The 17,005-nt window shown below is 59.4% G+C and carries 16 protein-coding genes; 8 read left to right on the top strand and 8 right to left on the bottom strand.

Annotated elements, in window-relative coordinates; translation table 11 throughout:
* Positions 1–88 precede the first annotated feature (88 nt).
* On the bottom strand, positions 89–967 hold the full coding sequence (locus H2O65_RS09925) for a phosphatase PAP2 family protein (protein WP_182141534.1): 879 nt from the start codon (positions 965–967) through the stop codon (positions 89–91).
* Positions 968–1,061: 94 nt separating this feature from the next.
* Between H2O65_RS09925 and H2O65_RS09930 the strand changes: the two genes are divergently transcribed.
* Genes H2O65_RS09930 through H2O65_RS09940 form a run of 3 tightly spaced genes read left to right on the top strand, consistent with a single transcriptional unit; the run spans position 1,062 to position 4,394 of the window.
* Entirely contained in the window at positions 1,062–1,505 is a 444-nt protein-coding gene (locus H2O65_RS09930) for a hypothetical protein (RefSeq protein ID WP_182141535.1), read from the top strand.
* Entirely contained in the window at positions 1,498–1,968 is a 471-nt protein-coding gene (locus H2O65_RS09935) for a YbjN domain-containing protein (protein WP_182141536.1), read from the top strand. Before H2O65_RS09930 ends, H2O65_RS09935 begins: the two co-directional genes overlap by 8 nt.
* Positions 1,965–4,394 (top strand): DEAD/DEAH box helicase, encoded by a 2,430-nt coding sequence (locus H2O65_RS09940; RefSeq protein WP_182141537.1) that lies wholly within the window; start codon positions 1,965–1,967, stop codon positions 4,392–4,394. Before H2O65_RS09935 ends, H2O65_RS09940 begins: the two co-directional genes overlap by 4 nt.
* Before the next feature lie 210 nt (positions 4,395–4,604).
* On the opposite strand, the gene H2O65_RS09945 is transcribed toward H2O65_RS09940, so the two are convergent.
* A complete protein-coding gene (locus tag H2O65_RS09945) occupies positions 4,605–5,618 on the bottom strand; it encodes a hypothetical protein (protein WP_182141538.1) in 1,014 nt (337 codons plus the stop codon).
* Between the two features lie 179 nt (positions 5,619–5,797).
* Here H2O65_RS09945 and H2O65_RS09950 point away from each other — a divergent pair, with 179 nt between their 5' ends.
* From H2O65_RS09950 to H2O65_RS09965, 4 genes are read left to right on the top strand one after another with little or no spacing between them, the layout of a single operon-like run.
* Positions 5,798–7,729: a hypothetical protein gene (locus tag H2O65_RS09950; protein ID WP_182141539.1), complete on the top strand. Its 1,932-nt coding sequence runs from the start codon at positions 5,798–5,800 to the stop codon at positions 7,727–7,729.
* Positions 7,726–9,345, top strand: a complete 1,620-nt coding sequence (locus tag H2O65_RS09955; RefSeq protein ID WP_220458749.1) for a class I SAM-dependent DNA methyltransferase — start codon at positions 7,726–7,728, stop codon at positions 9,343–9,345. The genes H2O65_RS09950 and H2O65_RS09955 overlap by 4 nt, the downstream gene beginning before the upstream one ends.
* Positions 9,342–10,499: a restriction endonuclease subunit S gene (locus H2O65_RS09960; protein ID WP_182141540.1), complete on the top strand. Its 1,158-nt coding sequence runs from the start codon at positions 9,342–9,344 to the stop codon at positions 10,497–10,499. Before H2O65_RS09955 ends, H2O65_RS09960 begins: the two co-directional genes overlap by 4 nt.
* A gap of 1 nt (position 10,500) precedes the next feature.
* Positions 10,501–13,683 carry a type I restriction endonuclease subunit R gene (locus H2O65_RS09965; protein ID WP_220458750.1) on the top strand — a complete coding sequence of 1,061 codons (3,183 nt, stop codon included), beginning with the start codon at positions 10,501–10,503 and terminating at the stop codon, positions 13,681–13,683.
* Positions 13,684–13,701: 18 nt separating this feature from the next.
* Here the strand turns inward: H2O65_RS09965 and H2O65_RS09970 are convergent, their stop codons facing one another.
* The gene (locus tag H2O65_RS09970) at positions 13,702–14,559 is read right to left on the bottom strand and encodes an SDR family oxidoreductase (RefSeq protein WP_182141541.1); all 858 of its coding nucleotides are present in this window, start codon (positions 14,557–14,559) and stop codon (positions 13,702–13,704) included.
* 208 nt (positions 14,560–14,767) lie between these two features.
* Here H2O65_RS09970 and H2O65_RS09975 point away from each other — a divergent pair, with 208 nt between their 5' ends.
* A complete protein-coding gene (locus H2O65_RS09975; RefSeq protein WP_182141542.1) occupies positions 14,768–15,061 on the top strand; it encodes a DUF2249 domain-containing protein in 294 nt (97 codons plus the stop codon).
* 3 nt (positions 15,062–15,064) lie between these two features.
* Here H2O65_RS09975 and H2O65_RS09980 read toward each other — a convergent pair whose 3' ends face one another.
* The 5 genes from H2O65_RS09980 to H2O65_RS10000 form a co-directional block, all read right to left on the bottom strand.
* Complete coding sequence (locus H2O65_RS09980; protein WP_182141543.1) at positions 15,065–15,757, bottom strand: TIM-barrel domain-containing protein; 693 nt, start codon at positions 15,755–15,757, stop codon at positions 15,065–15,067.
* Entirely contained in the window at positions 15,738–16,007 is a 270-nt protein-coding gene (locus H2O65_RS10720; RefSeq protein WP_398396386.1) for a LacI family DNA-binding transcriptional regulator, read from the bottom strand. Before H2O65_RS10720 ends, H2O65_RS09980 begins: the two co-directional genes overlap by 20 nt.
* Positions 15,889–16,236 carry an Rv3654c family TadE-like protein gene (locus H2O65_RS09990; protein ID WP_182141545.1) on the bottom strand — a complete coding sequence of 116 codons (348 nt, stop codon included), beginning with the start codon at positions 16,234–16,236 and terminating at the stop codon, positions 15,889–15,891. The genes H2O65_RS10720 and H2O65_RS09990 overlap by 119 nt, the downstream gene beginning before the upstream one ends.
* A gap of 106 nt (positions 16,237–16,342) precedes the next feature.
* Positions 16,343–16,672: a hypothetical protein gene (locus H2O65_RS09995; RefSeq protein WP_182141546.1), complete on the bottom strand. Its 330-nt coding sequence runs from the start codon at positions 16,670–16,672 to the stop codon at positions 16,343–16,345.
* A gap of 85 nt (positions 16,673–16,757) precedes the next feature.
* Positions 16,758–17,000 carry a DUF4244 domain-containing protein gene (locus H2O65_RS10000; protein WP_182141547.1) on the bottom strand — a complete coding sequence of 81 codons (243 nt, stop codon included), beginning with the start codon at positions 16,998–17,000 and terminating at the stop codon, positions 16,758–16,760.
* Positions 17,001–17,005 lie beyond the last annotated feature (5 nt).

A 17,005-nucleotide genomic window follows, 5' to 3' on the forward strand; every position in this document is an offset into this window, starting at 1 on the left:
CGACACGCGGGGAGACACTACATATCGTGTTTTTGTCCAAAAGTGTGCACACCAATTCCACAAGGTCCTAGGACCTTGGTCTGCAACCCTAATTTCCTGCCAGGTGGTCCACACCAAGCACACTCAGGGCCGAAACTGCAAAGATTAGAACTGTTGATAACACGGCAAGAAACACTCCGGGCTGCACCGTGACAGCTAACTCTGTGATCTGCATCGCACTAACCGGTTGGCCTATTTCCGTCCTCGACCTCCATGCCATCAGCGCCACGCCAATGGCAGAAACCACCAGGGCCAACCACGCCAAGACAGCAGGAGAACGCCCTCGGAAGTGGTCGTTGAACGGTCGCCACTCCGACGGCACAACCAACAGCGCCACTGCCGTTGCAACCAGGGTCCCGGCCAGTACGTCACTGAGGCGATGCCACCCCAAAGAAAGCACCGTCACCCCAACGAATGCGATCGCCACCCACGCAACCCCACCTGCAACTGACTTCCACCTCTGCGGAACCGCGGCAATCAGAGCCAAGCCCACGGAGGTGGCCAGGGTGACGTGACCGGATGGGAACGAGTTCGCCAGAGAATGACCCACTTCCATGTCGGGTCGAACCAAAAGGTACTTGAGCATCTGCGTCGCACCGTTCGACACAACAAGCAGAGCGACGACGCGCACCAACAGGGCAAACCGCTTCCTCAACAACACCGTGACTATCAGGATCAGCGCGAACAGCAAAAGTGCAGGTATGGAAGCCAGTGTGTGCAGAACTGTCCGCGCCACGTCTTGGAACGGCATGTGCGCCTGGAATGAGTACATGATCAGGGTGTCCAACCACTGCCCTGTTACCGTGAAGAGCGAGAGGTACGCGAGCGCGACAACGGACACCACCGCCGCGACTACTCCGAGGACGCGAAAGCGCAGTACGCGTCGAGCAAAGGTAGCGATGTACTGCTCCCGACTCTGATCCGACACCTCAATCTCCCAACCATTTACTGTTCGCTACCTACTGAATCTTCCACCCAATAGCGTTAGTGTGGTGTGACTGACGAAATGGGAAGGGGGAAGAATGCCAACACCACGTCCAGTAAGTATGCAACGGATTCGGGGTGCATTCGACTCTCTACACATGCCTTTCCAAGAGGTTGGCTCCGGCCTGTGGCAGCAGGTGCAAGCCACCCACGTTGTGTGCGGGACGGTCGAGGGCGGGAAGATTCTTTGTTTCAAAGGCACCTCCACTAGGACTTACACCGCAGATGAGGACCTGGTCCAACTGGGCTACTTCGTCACCATGTCCAACCGGAATCGCGCCTTCCCAAAGGCATACATCGAGGCTCTTGAGACGCCCGGGAAGTACACCGTGGGGGCTGAGACATGTCGTCTCATTACATCGGGTTTGAGTGAAGCCCAGTTCAATGACTTCTTAGAACATGCCTTCCTGGTCCTCACCTCTTTCTTCCAAGAGTTTGAGGGATCCGCAATCGCACAGGCGGGGGTGAGAGACGATGACTGAGACGACGCTGCACTCCGCGCCCGAAGGCAAGGAAGACCCGTACCCCGTGTCGATGTCCCGAGTGAAGGCAGCACTCGCAAAACTTGAGCCGCAGCCCGACCTCAGCGGTGTTGCAGACGAGGGCGGTACGGTGCAGGTCGGTGAACGGACCTATAGCATTTCCTTTTTTGGGCGCCGCGACTACCTTTCTGTTCGGTCAAACTGGGATCCAGACCCACAGAGCTCCGCCCGCAGCCTGTTTCGGGCCGTCAACTCTTGGAATAGATTCCGCCACTTTCCAACCGCTTACGTTGATCGTAAGAAGGATGATTCGTTCACCGTTGTCGCAGACATGGTCATTCACTGCCGCCATGGGCTCTCCGACTTGCAGCTCGATGAAGAAGTTGCCCATGCACTACCGTGTTGCGCGCAAGCAATCGACTACGTGCAATGGGCATATGAGCAGATGCAAAGCGACCAGTGAGCGACGCTTCCTCTCGCCAACCCTCCACCCTAGTCAACTACCTCCGCACTGCCGGAGCGCGGGACCAGAGGCTGCTCCACGTTGAAGAGATCCCCGGCAGAAGCGCATCGCGGGCGCCGTGGCCCGACTTCATTCACCCCGAAGTCGTCAGCGCATACAGCGCCGGTGGCGCCAGCTCTCTGTGGTCCCACCAGGAAGAGGCTCTCAACCAGCTCCATGCCGGAAAGCACGTTGTCATCGCGACGGGCACAGGATCTGGCAAGTCGTTGCCGGCTTGGGTGCCAATCCTCTCCGACCTCATGGACACTGCTGGCGACACGTCGCTTGCGGGCTACCGCAGCAGGCCTTCAGCCCTCTACCTCGCCCCGACCAAGGCTCTGGGTGCCGACCAGTTGGAATCCCTCAACAAGGTGGCAGCACTCTTATCAGAGCCGATACACATTTCCGCCGCTGACGGTGACACTGCCACCGAGGTGAAGAAGTGGGCGCGGGCCCACGCTGACGTTGTCCTTTCCAACCCGGACTATGTTCACCACGTTCTTCTCTCCGGCCATGAAAGGTGGACGCGGTTCCTGCGTTCGCTGCGTTACATCGTGGTTGACGAACTGCACTACTGGCGGGGTGTCACGGGTTCACACGTTGCGCTGATTCTGCGTCGCCTGCTCCGCATCGCGCGGAGCTTGGGCGCAGACCCGCAGGTCATCATGCTTTCCGCGACAGTGCGCAATCCAGAAGAGCTGGCACAGCGGATGGTCGGCGCAGACAATGTCGCAGCGATTACCAACGACGGGTCACCCGCTGCGCCTAAGACCCTGGCGTTCTGGCAGCCCGCCCTCAGCCCAGCAGAGAAAACCAAACTTGAGTACGCGGGTGATGAGAATGCGCCCGCTTACCCCATTCCCGCCCTGCGCATCAGCCCGTGGACTGAGGCAGCGAACCTTGCGGCCGCCTTCATTGAGCGGGACGCCCGAATGCTGACGTTCGTTCTCTCCCGCTACGGGGCCGAGGCCGTGGCATCACAAACCCAAGATCGCCTGGAGCGGATGGGTTCGTCACGGGCTCACAGGGTCAGTCCTTACCGCGGCGGGTATCTGCCCGAGGAGAGGCGCGAACTGGAAAAGCAGTTGCGTGAGGGCGTCCTACAGGCCGTTGTCACCACAAATGCCTTGGAGCTCGGTATCGATATCTCCGGCCTCGACGCCACCATCACCTGTGAGTGGCCCGGTTCCCGCGCCTCACTTATGCAACAGGTTGGACGCGCGGGCCGCGCTGGCCGCAGCGGTGTCAGTGTTTTCATTGCTGGTGAGAACCCTTTGGATAATTACCTGGTGCACCACGCTGACGAGGCCCTCGCCGAAGTGGAAGCGAACGTCCTCGACCTGACGAACCCTTACGTTTTGTCACCCCACCTCTGTGCGGCAGCGGCAGAGAAGCCGCTCCAAGAAGAAGACCTACAGCTGTTTGGCCTCACCAGCACCGCACTGCTGGACGCCCTCTCTGAGCAGGGTTACCTGTGGAAACGACCAACCGGCTGGCACTGGAACTACTCGCTGACCACAAACCCTCACGACCTCACCGATATTCGCGGCGGCGGCGGGGACGTCCAGGTTGTTGACATCAAAACTGGGGCCGTTATTGGCACAGTCCCCGAGGACAAGGCTGATGCTGAGGTCTTTCCCGACGCGATCTACATCCACCAGGGCAAGACGTTCCACGTCCTCGAACTCTCTGGAGTGAACGCACCTGGCGAGGGGCGTCGCCCCCAGCGTGTGGCAGTGGTGGAACGTGTTTCCACCCCACTGCGAACCCGAACTGGGCGCCATTCCGACGTTAAGATCCTCAAAGAGACCCGGACTTGGACGTCCGAGGACGGCTTGGTGGAATGGCACGTCGGCGAAGTGGAGGTTTCCTCCCGGGTCACTGACTACGACCTTCTTCGCCTTCCTCATATGGAATTCATTGCCAACTACGAACTGTCTCTGCCGCAGCGCATCCTGCCAACCATGTCAACCTGGTACACGCTGAAGCCGGGGGCGCTCACCGTCGCGGGCATTGATGGCCCGGATGTGCCCGGGGCGCTACACGCAGCCGAACATGCCGCAATTGGCATGCTGCCCCTGGTGGGGACGTGTGACCGTTGGGACCTGGGGGGACTGTCGATTGCGGAACACAGCCAAACGAACCTCCCGACCGTGTTTGTCCACGATGCCCTGCGCGGCGGCGCCGGTTATGCGGAGTACGGATTCCGCCACGCCACCGAGTGGATCAAGATGACTGCCCAGGTCGTTGAAGACTGCCCGTGCGAGGACGGGTGCCCGTCCTGCATCCAGTCACCCAAGTGTGGCAACCGCAATGAGCCACTCTCAAAGCGCGGCGCTCTGGCCCTTCTGACGTTCCTGACAGACCGCAGCCCGGGTACCCGCTAGCTGCCCGCCCGGGCCGGCGGGGGCAAATCCGCTAACTTCACTGCTGTGGCGCCGTTTCGCTGTTATTTTGCCGGATTTCACGCCACAACAGTGAAGTTAGCGGCAATCATGCATCGGCCAGCAGCCCCGCGACAAACTCTGGGTTAGCACCGATGTGACCACCAACGCGGACCCATTCCCCGATGCGGCGCAGTCGCCTCATCCAAGCGGTTACCCGTCACGACCTGTCACCAGCAAGTCAGAGCCTTCCGCCGTGAGGAGCGGCAGCTCTATCGTCGCCCCTAAGACACTCGTGTAGCTGGTCAAACCAGCAGATGCTGCAGTGAACAAAACGATGTCGTCTTCAAGTAGCTTCTGTGGCGTCTCCCCGGACACCATGAGCATCACGGTGTCTTCCCAGAAGACCCTGGAGTATCCCTGGTCTGCTGTGATGTTGATGCGATAGCCGCTTGTTGTCCCTGATGCCCCAAGAGTCTGGACAATTTTGCCTTCAAACCGGAAGTACTGACCGATCAGCGTGTCCCCGGCTCTGAACAGATCTTCGTAGCCAATAGGCTGCGCGGCACTCTTCTTCTGCGCAATCTCAGCTTCAAGCCTTTCCTTCTCTGCGGCAATCCGCGCTTCTTCATCAGCCTCCTTCTTGGCTGCAACTGAGTCCTCAACAGCCACAACAAAAGCATCGAGGGTAACTGTTTGCGCCCGGAGACTCTCAGTCTCGGTGGCTATCCGCGAAGTCAAAGCCTCTACTTCCTCGTTCGACTGTCCCTCGATGTCAATCACCGTCGTGTCCTCAGCGTCAGCATGAGCCTGAGTGGCCCGCTCCAGTTCACCCGATAAGTCGCTCAAAGTGGAGGGATCCGCAACAGCGCTCTCCTCCACAGACACCAATGCTGTTCTCGCGCTAGAGAGTGACTCTGACAGTTCATGAAGGGCATCTTCGTGAGAGGTGACTGCTGCGGCGAAAGCCCCTTCAACGTCAGCCCGCAGCTCACTCCGTTCCTTGGCTGCACCCAATGCAGCAATAATCCCAATGATCACAACAGCAACCAACGCCATCACCACCGCGGCAAGTACCCAGAACTTTCTCCGCCTGTAGAAGGGCGCGGGTCCTTCACATTCAACGTCAACTGCATCCGCTCCGTCCTCTGCCACCTCCACTTCGTCGTTCACCACCGCCACTGCGTCGCCACTTACTTCTAGGTCTGGCGTGTCCATGCCACTCATCAGGTCTCCCTACTGGTTGTTGTCCTGTTGGACGAGGTCGAAACTTCAGAAAGACCAACACTAAGACCGCTAGCCGCAGTTCCCAGCCACCTCTATCGATAAGCCCTCTTATCACTTGTTCACCTACCTAGGCGAGCAGACTTCCATTACCCTCAGATAACCGAACAAAAGGGGGCACGATGGCAACCATCACCATGCAGGGGATAGCTGATCTGGCTGGGGTGAAACGTCCCGTGGTATCGATGTGGCGCAAACGCTTCGCAGACTCGGGCAACCCATTTCCAGCTCCCCTCGACAACGCGAAGCTGAAGTTTGACGCAACCGAAGTCGGCCAGTGGCTACGCAGCACAGGACACGGCAACAACCCGGATGCCCACCTTGAAACCCTGCTGCACTCTTCCTCTATTGCCGACGCACAGGAGGACCTCAACACCACAAGCGCCCTCCTCCTTCTTAGTGAACTGTGTGGGGAATCAATCCAGACCCTACCGACACAAGTAGCCGTCGACACCGCTGTGGCCGTGGGCGCACAACCTGTCCTGACGACAGCCCAGATTGAACAGGCCTTGCAAGATCCAGCGCTCGCTCAAGCAATCGATGAACTGGTAGAAGCCGCTTACTCCGGCACCGGCGCCCTTGATGGTTTCTACAGCAAAGAGCGGTTGCGCAATCCTGAGCTAAATCGGGAAACCTTCACTGCCCAAGCGGAAGCGTTTCTAGCTGAAATCCTCAGTGAGGTGATGCGTTCCGGTTCACGCGTCCTCGCACCTCACGGCACCGCTGCACTCCTTCTTGTCAACGCTCTCGCTGACCTGTTGACGGAAGATGACCACATATATGTGGTCACCGAAGAACTGGCTTCACCCACCCCTTCGCAACTTCTGGCTTGGCGCCGTCTGGTTGCCAAAGGCGTAACGCTGATCAACTTCGAGGACGCCCTGCGCGGCTCTGAGCCAACCACCCACCTTTACGTCGCCTTCGATCCAGCCTCTGGCACGTTCTTCAATGACATTGAGGACCTGGTTGAAGACCTTGATCTTGATGACCAACTGCTTGTGATTGGACCAACCCGGCTACTGCTGGACAGCGCGGGCGCTCCGGGACGGCGCAACCTGCTCACCCCACACCCTGATTACACCGAACGCCTTCGCTACATTACAGAACTTCCCCGCGGTCTGAGCCGCACCCAAACACGGCTTCGTTTGGGACTATGGGCATTCGGCTCCCCTCAATCCAAGCTCACGGTCACGTCGTCACACTCCTGCGCGCCCGTGACGTCTGTCGGAGCAAACTCCTTGGCTTCGGACCTGGTCGCCGCCCTCGACGGTGATGGGTCCATCACAGTGCACGCCTTTCTCAACAGTGCTGTCCGCGCATCTAGGTATCTACTGCGTCGCGAGTCCCTTTCACTGACCCCAGACCTGCTGCCACCTGTTGACGGTGGTGAACGTTTGGCTCTCATCTGGCAACTCGATGACGGCATCATGGGAGACACTCCCCTTATCGCCACCGAGTCCGACCGGGTTACCGTCCCGTTCTCCGAAGCCGCGCAGACTCGAGGGCGCGACCTCTCCGGCTCCCTGATCCCAGATGATGACCTCACCAATCCAAATCCCGGTCACGTCCCGGTTCTCGGAGTCGAGGAAATCGCGGGAAACTCCCTGCCCGGTACCCGCACAATCGATCGCCTCCTCCTTGAGAAGGTTGCACCCAGGTCACGCTTCACCAAACCCGGTGACGTCATCTACGCGGCCGGTACCGGGGCGATGGTTGACGAGGTCGGGGGCAACGCCGTACAAACCCCCGCCCGCATCTTCCGCTGCAATGAGGATCCCTACCTGGGCCGCGTCCTCACCCCAGAAGTGGTCTGCCAGGACATCGCCGCCCAAGCTCACATGGAGCGCGGCACCTGGCAACTTCGGCCAGTCACGCCGCAAGCGGCCGAACTCATTTCCCCCTTGGCTGCGCGCATTGCCGCAAGGCGCGCCGAACTGGAAGCTGAGCTGGCAAACCTCGCCACGCTCCATGAACAGCTGCTGAATGGCCTTGCCGATGGCACACTGAATATAGAAGATGAATCGTTAGACTCCAGCGAAGCAGGCTCCGAATGACTGACACCATGTCCCGCCCATCCACGCCCGGAAATGGGGTCGCTACCACCTCTAAGGAACTGAAGGACACGTTGTGGAAGGCTGCCGATAAGCTGCGTGGTTCGATGGGTGCGGGTCAGTACAAGGACGTTGTTCTCGGCCTGGTCTTCCTCAAGTATGTTTCTGACGCTTTCGAAGAGCGTCGCGACGCCATACGTGCCGAACTTGCGGGCGAGGATCCTGACTACCTTGCCGACACCCTTGAGGAGGCTGACGAATACCTTGGTGAGGGCGTCTTTTGGGTCGCACCGGAGGCCCGCTGGGACTACATTTCCGCTAATGCCAAGGGCATTCCCGCCACCGCCACGCGGGATGCCCAATCGATCGGTGAGATCATCGATCACGCCATGCGCACTATCTCTTCCGATAACCGCGCCCTTGCCGGCACCCTCCCCACCATGTTTGGTCGTGACAACATTGACCAGCGCCGCCTGGGTGAGTTGGTTGACCTCTTCAACTCCGCACGCTTCACCGGCGAGGGCGCCACGAAAGCACGAGACCTGCTCGGTGAGGTTTATGAGTACTTCCTTGATAAGTTCGCCAAAGCCGAAGGTAAACGTGGCGGCGAGTTCTACACTCCCCCCGTCCTTGTCCAAACCCTGGTGGAAATCCTTGAACCCGATGAGGGCCGCGTTTACGACCCTTGCTGCGGCTCCGGCGGCATGTTTGTTCAGGCTGAAAAGTTCCTCACCCGCCACGATCAAGACCCCACCAAGATCGCGGTGTACGGTCAAGAACTCAATGAGCAGACCTGGCGCATGGCGAAGATGAACCTCGCCATCCACGGTATTGACTCCACGGGCTTGGGCTCCCGTTGGGGTGACACTTTCGCCCGTGACATTCACCCGGGCATCCAAGCCGACTACGTACTTGCCAACCCACCCTTCAACATCAAGGATTGGGCTCGCTCCGAAGAGGATTCCCGCTGGCGTTACGGCGTCCCCCCGGTCCGCAACGCCAACTACGCCTGGATGCAGCACATCCTTAGCAAACTCAGCGTTCAGGGTGAAGCGGCCGTGGTGATGGCAAACGGCACCATGGCTTCCAACACGGGGGGCGAGGGCGATATTCGCAAAGCCATGCTTCAAGACGACGTGGTTTCCTGCGTGATCGCTATGCCCCCGAACCTGTTCCGCAGCGTCGCGATCCCTGTCTGCGTCTGGTTCTTCGCCAAGGACAAGGGCATCGGCACCAAGGGCAACATCGACCGTCAGGGTGAAGTCTTGTTCATCGACGCCCGCGAAATGGGCCACATGGTTGACCGGGTGGAGCGCACCTTCAGCCAGGACGACATCGACACCATTGCCAACACCTACCGCACCTGGCGCGGCAGGGACTCTGCGGAAGGTGAGTACGAGGACGTTCCCGGCTTCTCCAAATCCGCCACACTGCAAGAGATCGAAGATGCCGGTTGGGCACTAACCCCCGGCCGCTACGTCGGCATGCCGGAAGCCCCCGAGGACGACGAACCCATCGACGACAAGATCACCCGCCTCACCGACGCCCTAACCGAAGCCCTCAACGAGTCCTCCCGCCTTGACACCGTGGTGCGGGAGCAGATGGGGAGGCTCGCGTGACAACTCCTCGCAGAGCGAGAATTGGATCCGTCGCCAAAGTGACTTCTGGCCATCCCTTCCGTTCAGACCAGTGGACCCCCGATGGTGTCCCTGCCGTCAAGATTGCAAACGTGAAGAACGGGTACATTGATCTGGATACTGCCCCAGCGTTCGTATCCATGGAAGATTCACAGGCCATCGGACGCTTCTTGCTCCAGCAAGGAGACATCGTCATCAGCATGACGGGGGACGTGGGGCGCGTAGCACGAATAATCACAGACTCACCACTGGTCTTGAACCAGCGAGTAGGACTCTTCACAGTTGATTCCACGAAGGCTGACCCTCTCTTCTTCTTCTACACACTCCGCACGACCCCCGTTCGGCAAGAGATTGTTCGTACTGCCTTCGGCTCAGCCCAAGCAAACACGAGCCCCTCCCTCATTGAGCAAGTCCAAATTCCCCTACCACCGCTCGAAACGCAACGTGCCATCGCAGAGGTCCTTGGGGCGTTGGACGACAAGATCGCGGCCAACCGCCGGACGATCGACACCGCTGATACTCTTCGTGCTGCCATCTGGGGCAAGGCAACTCGAGATGCACACCATGTCCTCCTGTCCTCCCTCGCAGCATTTATAAATGGTGGAGCGTTCACGAAAGGTGCTTCCGGGAACGGACGACCAGTGGTCAGAATCGTAGAGATGAACCAGGGCGTTTCTGACACAACGGTCCGCACAGACCTGGAAGTCAAAGACGATCAGGTAGTCAGGGCAGGTGACTTTCTGATGTCTTGGTCTGGCTCACTGACAACTTCTCGCTGGTTTGGCGAAGAGTCCATACTGAACCAACACATCTTCAAAGTGATCCCTGCGGAGGGTGTTCCACTCTGGGCGGTTGCAAGCGCGGTGGAGACAAAGATGCCTTACTTCCAGTTTGTCGCGTCAAACAAGGCAACGACGATGGGGCACATCCAACGCCATCACCTAGACGAGGATGTCGCTTGGCCTACCGTGACTAGCGCTCTCAATCTGCAGGGCACTGCACTCTGGGATCTAGCCCTCGCCGCCGAGCGCGAAAACCAAATCCTCGCCTCCACCCGCGATGAACTACTGCCCCTGTTGATGAGTGGGCGGATTACGGTGAGGGCGGCCTCGTCGCGTGTGGAAGAGGTGGTGTGAGGTGACGGTGTTGTTCAGTGAGGACGCGCTTGAGCACTTGATGTTGGACTGGCTGGAAGAGTCCGGTTGGTCTGTTGCTGCCGGTGCGTCGGTGGCTCCAGGGTCAGGTGAGCGAACATCATGGGATGACATTGTGCTGCACGGAAGTGTGGCAGCAGCGCTGCGAAATCTGAACCCAGAAGTGCCTGAAGAGTACCTGCGCCAGGCTGCAGCAGAGGTGCTGGCACCTCAATCGCAGGATGGGATCACGGAGAACTACAGGCTGCATTCCGTCCTCGTCTCCGGATATCGCGGGATCACTTACATTGATGAGTCCGGGCAGCAGGTGACACCGACGATACGGTTCATTTCTGCTGACGTCGCGAAGAACCGCTATCTGGCAGTCAACCAGGTGACGGTGGCGGACAGGGAGTACTCGCGCCGCTTTGACGCGGTGCTTTACGTCAATGGGTTGCCGCTGAGTGTCGTGGAACTGAAGCGCTCCGGGGATGAGGCAACCAGCGCTGAGATGGCGTTTGACCAGTTGCAAACGTACGTTGCTGAGTTCCCTATGGCATTCAGGTTTGCAGTTCTGGTGGTGGCAAGTGACGGGGTGACAGCCCGGTACGGAACGCCCTTCACCCCGTGGAACCACTTCGCACGTTGGAACGTGGATGAGCACGGCGAACTGGTGGACGAGGGGTATCACGGGGTGCGGGCATCCGACCTCGAACTCTTAGTTAGCGGTCTACTCAACGTAGAGACGTTCGGCGAAGTGCAGCGGGACTACGTTGCTTTCGATGCGTCCGAGAAAGGTTTGCTGAAGAGGATTGCCAAACCCCACCAGTACTTCGCCGTGAAGAAGGCGATCGACAGTACTGTGCGGGCGGTGGATTCCGACGGTCGCGCGGGGGTGGTGTGGCATACGCAGGGGTCCGGCAAGTCGATGGAGATGGAGCTGTTCACCGCCAAGGTGATGCGCCACCCCAGACTTGCGAACCCCACCATCATTGTCATTACTGACAGGACGGAACTGGATAACCAGCTCTCCGACTCTTTTTCCTCCAGCACGCTGTTGCCAGAAAAGCCGCAGAAGGTAGTGAGTCGGGCGGCGCTGCGTGAAGAGTTGGCGCAGAGACGCACCGGAGGAATCTACTTCACGACCCTGCAGAAGTTCGGGCTGACCGAAGACGAGAAGGCTGCGGGACAGAGGCATCCACTGCTGTCTGACCGGCGCAACATCATTGTCATTGTTGATGAGGCGCACCGCAGTCACTACGACAACATTGACGGGTATGCGGCCCACCTCAAGTCAGCGCTCCCCCACGCGACACTGATCGCATTCACCGGGACCCCCATTGCCGAGGGCGAGCGCGATACGCGACGGGTGTTTGGGGATGACATCGACACCTACGACCTCCTTCGGGCTGTCGAAGATGGGGCGACGGTGCCGGTAGCGTTTGAGCCGCGGCTCATCAAGTTGGAACGTGCTGAAGGTGTGCGGGATGCAGACATCGACGACGCTGCTGAAGAGGCTACTGAGTCTTTGGATGAGGCCGATCGGGACCGCTTACAGAAGAGCGTGGCGGTGCTCAACACCGTGTACGGGTCTCCGCAGCGGCTCAAAGAACTGGCTGGCGACCTCGTAAAACACTGGGAGGTGCGTCGTGATCTGATGCAGCCGTTCATTGGCGGGCCCGGCAAGGCGATGGTGGTGTGTTCGACGCGGGAGAATGCGGCGAAACTCTACGAAGAGATCATTGCGCTGCGGCCTGAATGGCACAACGAGGCTCCCGACAAGGGTGTTGTCAAGGTTGTCTACACGGGAAGCGCCTCTGATAAGCCGCTTATCCGTCAGCATGTGCTGCGTCCCAGCCAGTCGAAGGCGGTGAAGAACCGCATCAAGGACATTGATGATGAACTGGAACTGGTCATCGTCAAAGACATGATGCTCACAGGGTTTGATGCGCCACCGCTGCACACCATTTACCTGGACCGCCCCCTCAAGGGTGCGTTGCTAATGCAGACGTTGGCACGCGTCAACCGCACCTATCGAGGCAAGAATGACGGGCTGCTGGTCGCGTATGCGCCGGTTACCGACAACCTTGCTGCCGCGATGAAGGAATGGACGCAGACCACAGACAAGGGAGGGGCCCGCGGGAGTGGAACCACTGCTGCAGAAGCCGCTGAAGTTGCGATGGACGCGGTAGAAGAGTTACGCGCCCTGGTCGGTACGGAGTGGAAAGCACTGGTTAACCAGGATCCAAAACGAGGATGGATACGGGCCATCCAACAGGTAGCGACCATGCTGCTGTCCCCAAAGACTCCCGGCAACATTGATCCGCAGCGGCCCAACAAGAGGTTGGTTGCTGAGAAGTTCAAGGCGATTGCCTCAGGCCTTGCGCGGGCCTACGCGATTGCTGCGAACATGCCTGAGATGGAGCCGATCAGCCACGAAGTGCGGTTCTATGAAGAAGTGCGTGTGTGGATGGCGAAGCTGGAAGCACAGGACCGGATCGCCCGTGGTGAACCATTGCCAGAGGATGTGCGACGGCTGCTTGGGGACATCATCGTCACTTCGACCTCGACCGAAGGTGTCATCGACATCTATAAGGAGGCCGGCCTGGAACGTCCTCGTCTTGACGCTCTGAGGGGTGAGTGGAGCGAAGAGGTCATGCAACGCGGTAAGGCGGAGCTGGCGATTGAGGCATTGAAGGCGACGCTACTCGCCGAATCCGGAAAGGTCACCAAATACAACGAGGTCCGCAAGAAGGTCTTCTCAGAGCGTGTCAATGAGTTGATGAACCGCTACGCCAACCAGCAGCTCACCGCCGCGGAAGTCATTGCGGCAATGGCGGAGATGGCGGATGACATCATCGAAGAGGCGAAACGTGGCGAGCAGTTTGACCCTCCGTTGGAAGAAGACGAGCTGACCTTCTACGACCTCATTGCCCAAAATGAGTCCGCGGTTGATGTGCTTGGCGGTGGCGTCCTTGCACAAATTGCGCGGGAGCTGGTCGACACCATGAGGAAAGATGTGCGGACCGACTGGACGGTGCGGGAAGACGTCAAGGCGCGGCTGCGAGCCAACGTGAAACGGCTGCTACGCAAGTACAAGTACCCGCCGGACCGCGCGCCGGAAGCAGTGCTGCAGGTCATGGCACAGATGGAGGCGATGGCGCCACGCCAGATCACAGTTGGATAGGCGCGGCGCCACTTGGTGTTACTCGGGCTTAGCCGCGTTGAACTCCTGCATCTTCTGGATGTAGCGTGGCATTTCGTCAGCCGGTAGCGGCTGAGGCCAGTCATCCGCACGGAAGTAAGCGTCGGTACCACCGTCTAGGAAGATGACAGAGCCACACAGGAAGTTAGCGGCCGGGGACAACATAAAGATGACCCATTTGGCGACTTCCTCAGGCTTACCGAACTCCCGCACTGGGATTGGGAACGACTTGATGGCTTTGGCAAGCTCCGGGTCAGCCAGCTGCTTGTCGATCAGAGGCGTGCGAACCGCACCCGGCGCTAGGGCGTTGACGCGAATGCCGCGCCCTGCCCATTCCTCCGTGACGCCTATCGTGCGCATCCAGTGCGTGATAGCGATCTTTGAACCGGCATACATGAAGTTCGGGAAGGCGTCTGGGCCAGCAGCCTCACCAATCGCTAGGACTGAGTCCATGTCCCTTGCCTTGAAGGCTGCAATCAGTTCCTTGGGGATACCCGGAACAGTGGTGGTGGAGTTCGAAGAGAAGATGACAACTTTGGCGTTGCCTGCTGCTGCGAGAAGATCATGGATTCCTTCCAGCAGCTCAACCACACCGAGGAAGTTGACCTTCGCGATCAGTTCTTCACGACCCGGGATTGGTCCAAGACCAGCAGCAAGAACAGCACCATCAAGGCGGTTCCCGGCTGACTTATAGATCTCTTCAATTGCGTGGCGGCGACCGTCCTCGGTCGACAGGTCGGCGATCACGTCGGCATTGTGTAGGTCAACACCGATGGCGCGGTGACCCTCCCAACGCAACTGCTCAACTGCTGCTCGCCCCATACCGGAGGCTGCGCCGGTAACTACATATACTCCCACTTTGGCTCCTTTGCCTTGCGTCTCAACTGAACTGGGCAGAAACGCCGGGTAGTGGCGTTACTGCCCACCATTCGATCGTACGCGCGGATCACGGCTAGCACGCAGGAAAGGCAGTGAAAGCCCACTTGAACACAACTGTACGACACCTGTCGTTTAGATGTATGGTGGCGGCATCAGCTTCCCAAGTCGATAAGTGTGAGGAACAGAAGTGCCTGAGAACATTGAGATTGCCAGCCAGAAGCCAGGCGGATGCGCGTGCGGACACACTGATGTGAGCACACCTGTGCTCGACGTTCGCACCATCCCACACCAGATCCGCCACGCCACCATTCACGGGGCGTTCGACGCAATCGCGCCCGGGGACGCCCTCGTCCTTATCGCACCACACGCCCCGGTTCCCCTACTGCGGGAGCTTGAGGGTCGATTCCCGATCGACGTTGAATACCTTCAGGAGGGGCCGGAGGAATGGCACGTCAAGGTGACGCGAGGGTCTGCCGGCTGACGGCTAACGCACCCGCTCAAAGACCGGCAGTGTCTCTAAGGTGACGGGAACGGTGATGGTTTGGCGTCCGCCAATAGGTTCGCCCTCTGTACCGAGCTGTTGCCAGGAACCGTCCGGCAGCGTGACGCTGCGAACTGTCGCGCCCTTCTCAAGCACAGGTGCCACCACATAGTCCGAACCAAGTATGAACTGGTCGGTGATGTCCGCAAGCGAGGCGTCCTCGTAGGCGAGCGGACGAATGACTGGCTCCCCGCTTCGGGTCGACTCCTCGGCGAGCCCCAGAATGACCGGCATCATCTGTTCACGTGTCTCAACTGCATTCCTGACCGCGCGGTAGTGCGTTTCGTCGAGGACGCGGGAGGGCAGAACAGAGAACTGCATCATCGGTGACAGTGCAGCCAACTGGGCGTAGCGGACAAAGAACTCCTGGTCGACGCTCGACTGGTCTTCCATCGCATTGATTTCGCCACCCCCAATCATGTCGGGGCAGACAATGGCGTAACCCATCATGGACTGTGCCAGCATCTCCGGAATCAGCGATCCCAGCCCCAGCAGACCCCACATGGGAGGCTTATCAGCAAGGCGCTGACCCAGGGGCTGTCCAGCCATGTTCCAGCATGCACGGAACTCGTTGAATGGATAGCGCAACCCAATGCGCGCCCAGTTCTGGCACATCTCAACCGGGGATGCCTGCATGAATCAGGCCGATGACGTTGGCGCGGTTCGAGGCAAGGGCTCGTGCATTGGCATTGGGGTGATAGCCGAGCTCTGTCATGGCGGCCTCGACACGCTCCCTTGTCTGAGGAGAAATTGAGCGCGTGCCGCTCTCACCAGTTTGGCGAGGGGCCAGCGCGGGCCCTTGCCGAGACGGCTGTGGTGAAGACAAACAGGGACACGGGTCTTTGGACCACGACCCTGGTGTCCGCGTCGGTGACCCAACATTCACTGAGAACCGCCCCGTTGCGTTTGGCGACCTCTTCCGCCTGAGCACACGGCAAACTCCGCGTGGGTGCAGCCTCAAAGACCGCAACTGAGGAGATGTCTGCCCCGGCTAGAGCAGCCATGTCCGCAACCGCTTGCACGTGAGTCTTGGCCGACCACACGGCGGTCACCGAAGAGATGAGGAGGGCAACCACCACCAGGGCGGCCGAGAAACCGGCAAACCAGATGGTCATAGAACCCTCCTCACCGCCTGTGGTGTCACCCGTGTCAATGGCACGCGTCCTCGGGCTCACCGAGCTGCGCCGAGCAAGAGCACCGGTCAGAGGGGACATTTCCTTCTTATCCACCGCCGAGGCCGCCAACAAATGGTTCCTTTACCCCCGTGACTTCACACCTCACAGCCGGAGCCTGCCAGGGACCGACCTGGAATGGTGCTGCCGATGCCCTAGCAGTTATCCATGAGCCCGCGTCACTAACCTGAACCGCAACGTCCACCCGGGTCACAGCTGTTGGGCCCATGTCGGCCATGCCCAAGGAATGTGCCCTTGCAGCATCCCGGGCAACCTGGCACACCTCCCCGTGCAGACCCGCAACCGAAACAGCCACAATCAGAGCCAAGGCCACAAAGACCACCCCACCCAGGGACAGAGCGGTCTCAACGGTAACCATCCCTTCCTCATGGTGATTTTTGGGGTTCTCTTCGCGCCGAGGACGAGTTCGCAAAGATACCTGACGCCGCGCCACCGCCTGACTCCTACAGAGACAATGCGGACTGGATGATGCTGGTGAGCATGCCCTTAACGCCACCACTCTTCAGCACCGCCAGCAAGAGACCGGCAAATGCTGCGGTTGCAACTGCGCCCAGGGCGTACTCAACAGTCGTCGATCCTTCCTCCGCATCCGGGGCCGCCACGACGGCAAATGCCGACTCTGGCAGCCGCACAAGGGAGTCTTCTGATGGACGCCCCACCATGTTGTTCGGTACCGGTAGTTTCATTTTGT

It is taken from the genome of Schaalia sp. JY-X169 (assembly GCF_014069575.1).
Classification (GTDB): Bacteria; Actinomycetota; Actinomycetes; order Actinomycetales; family Actinomycetaceae; genus Scrofimicrobium.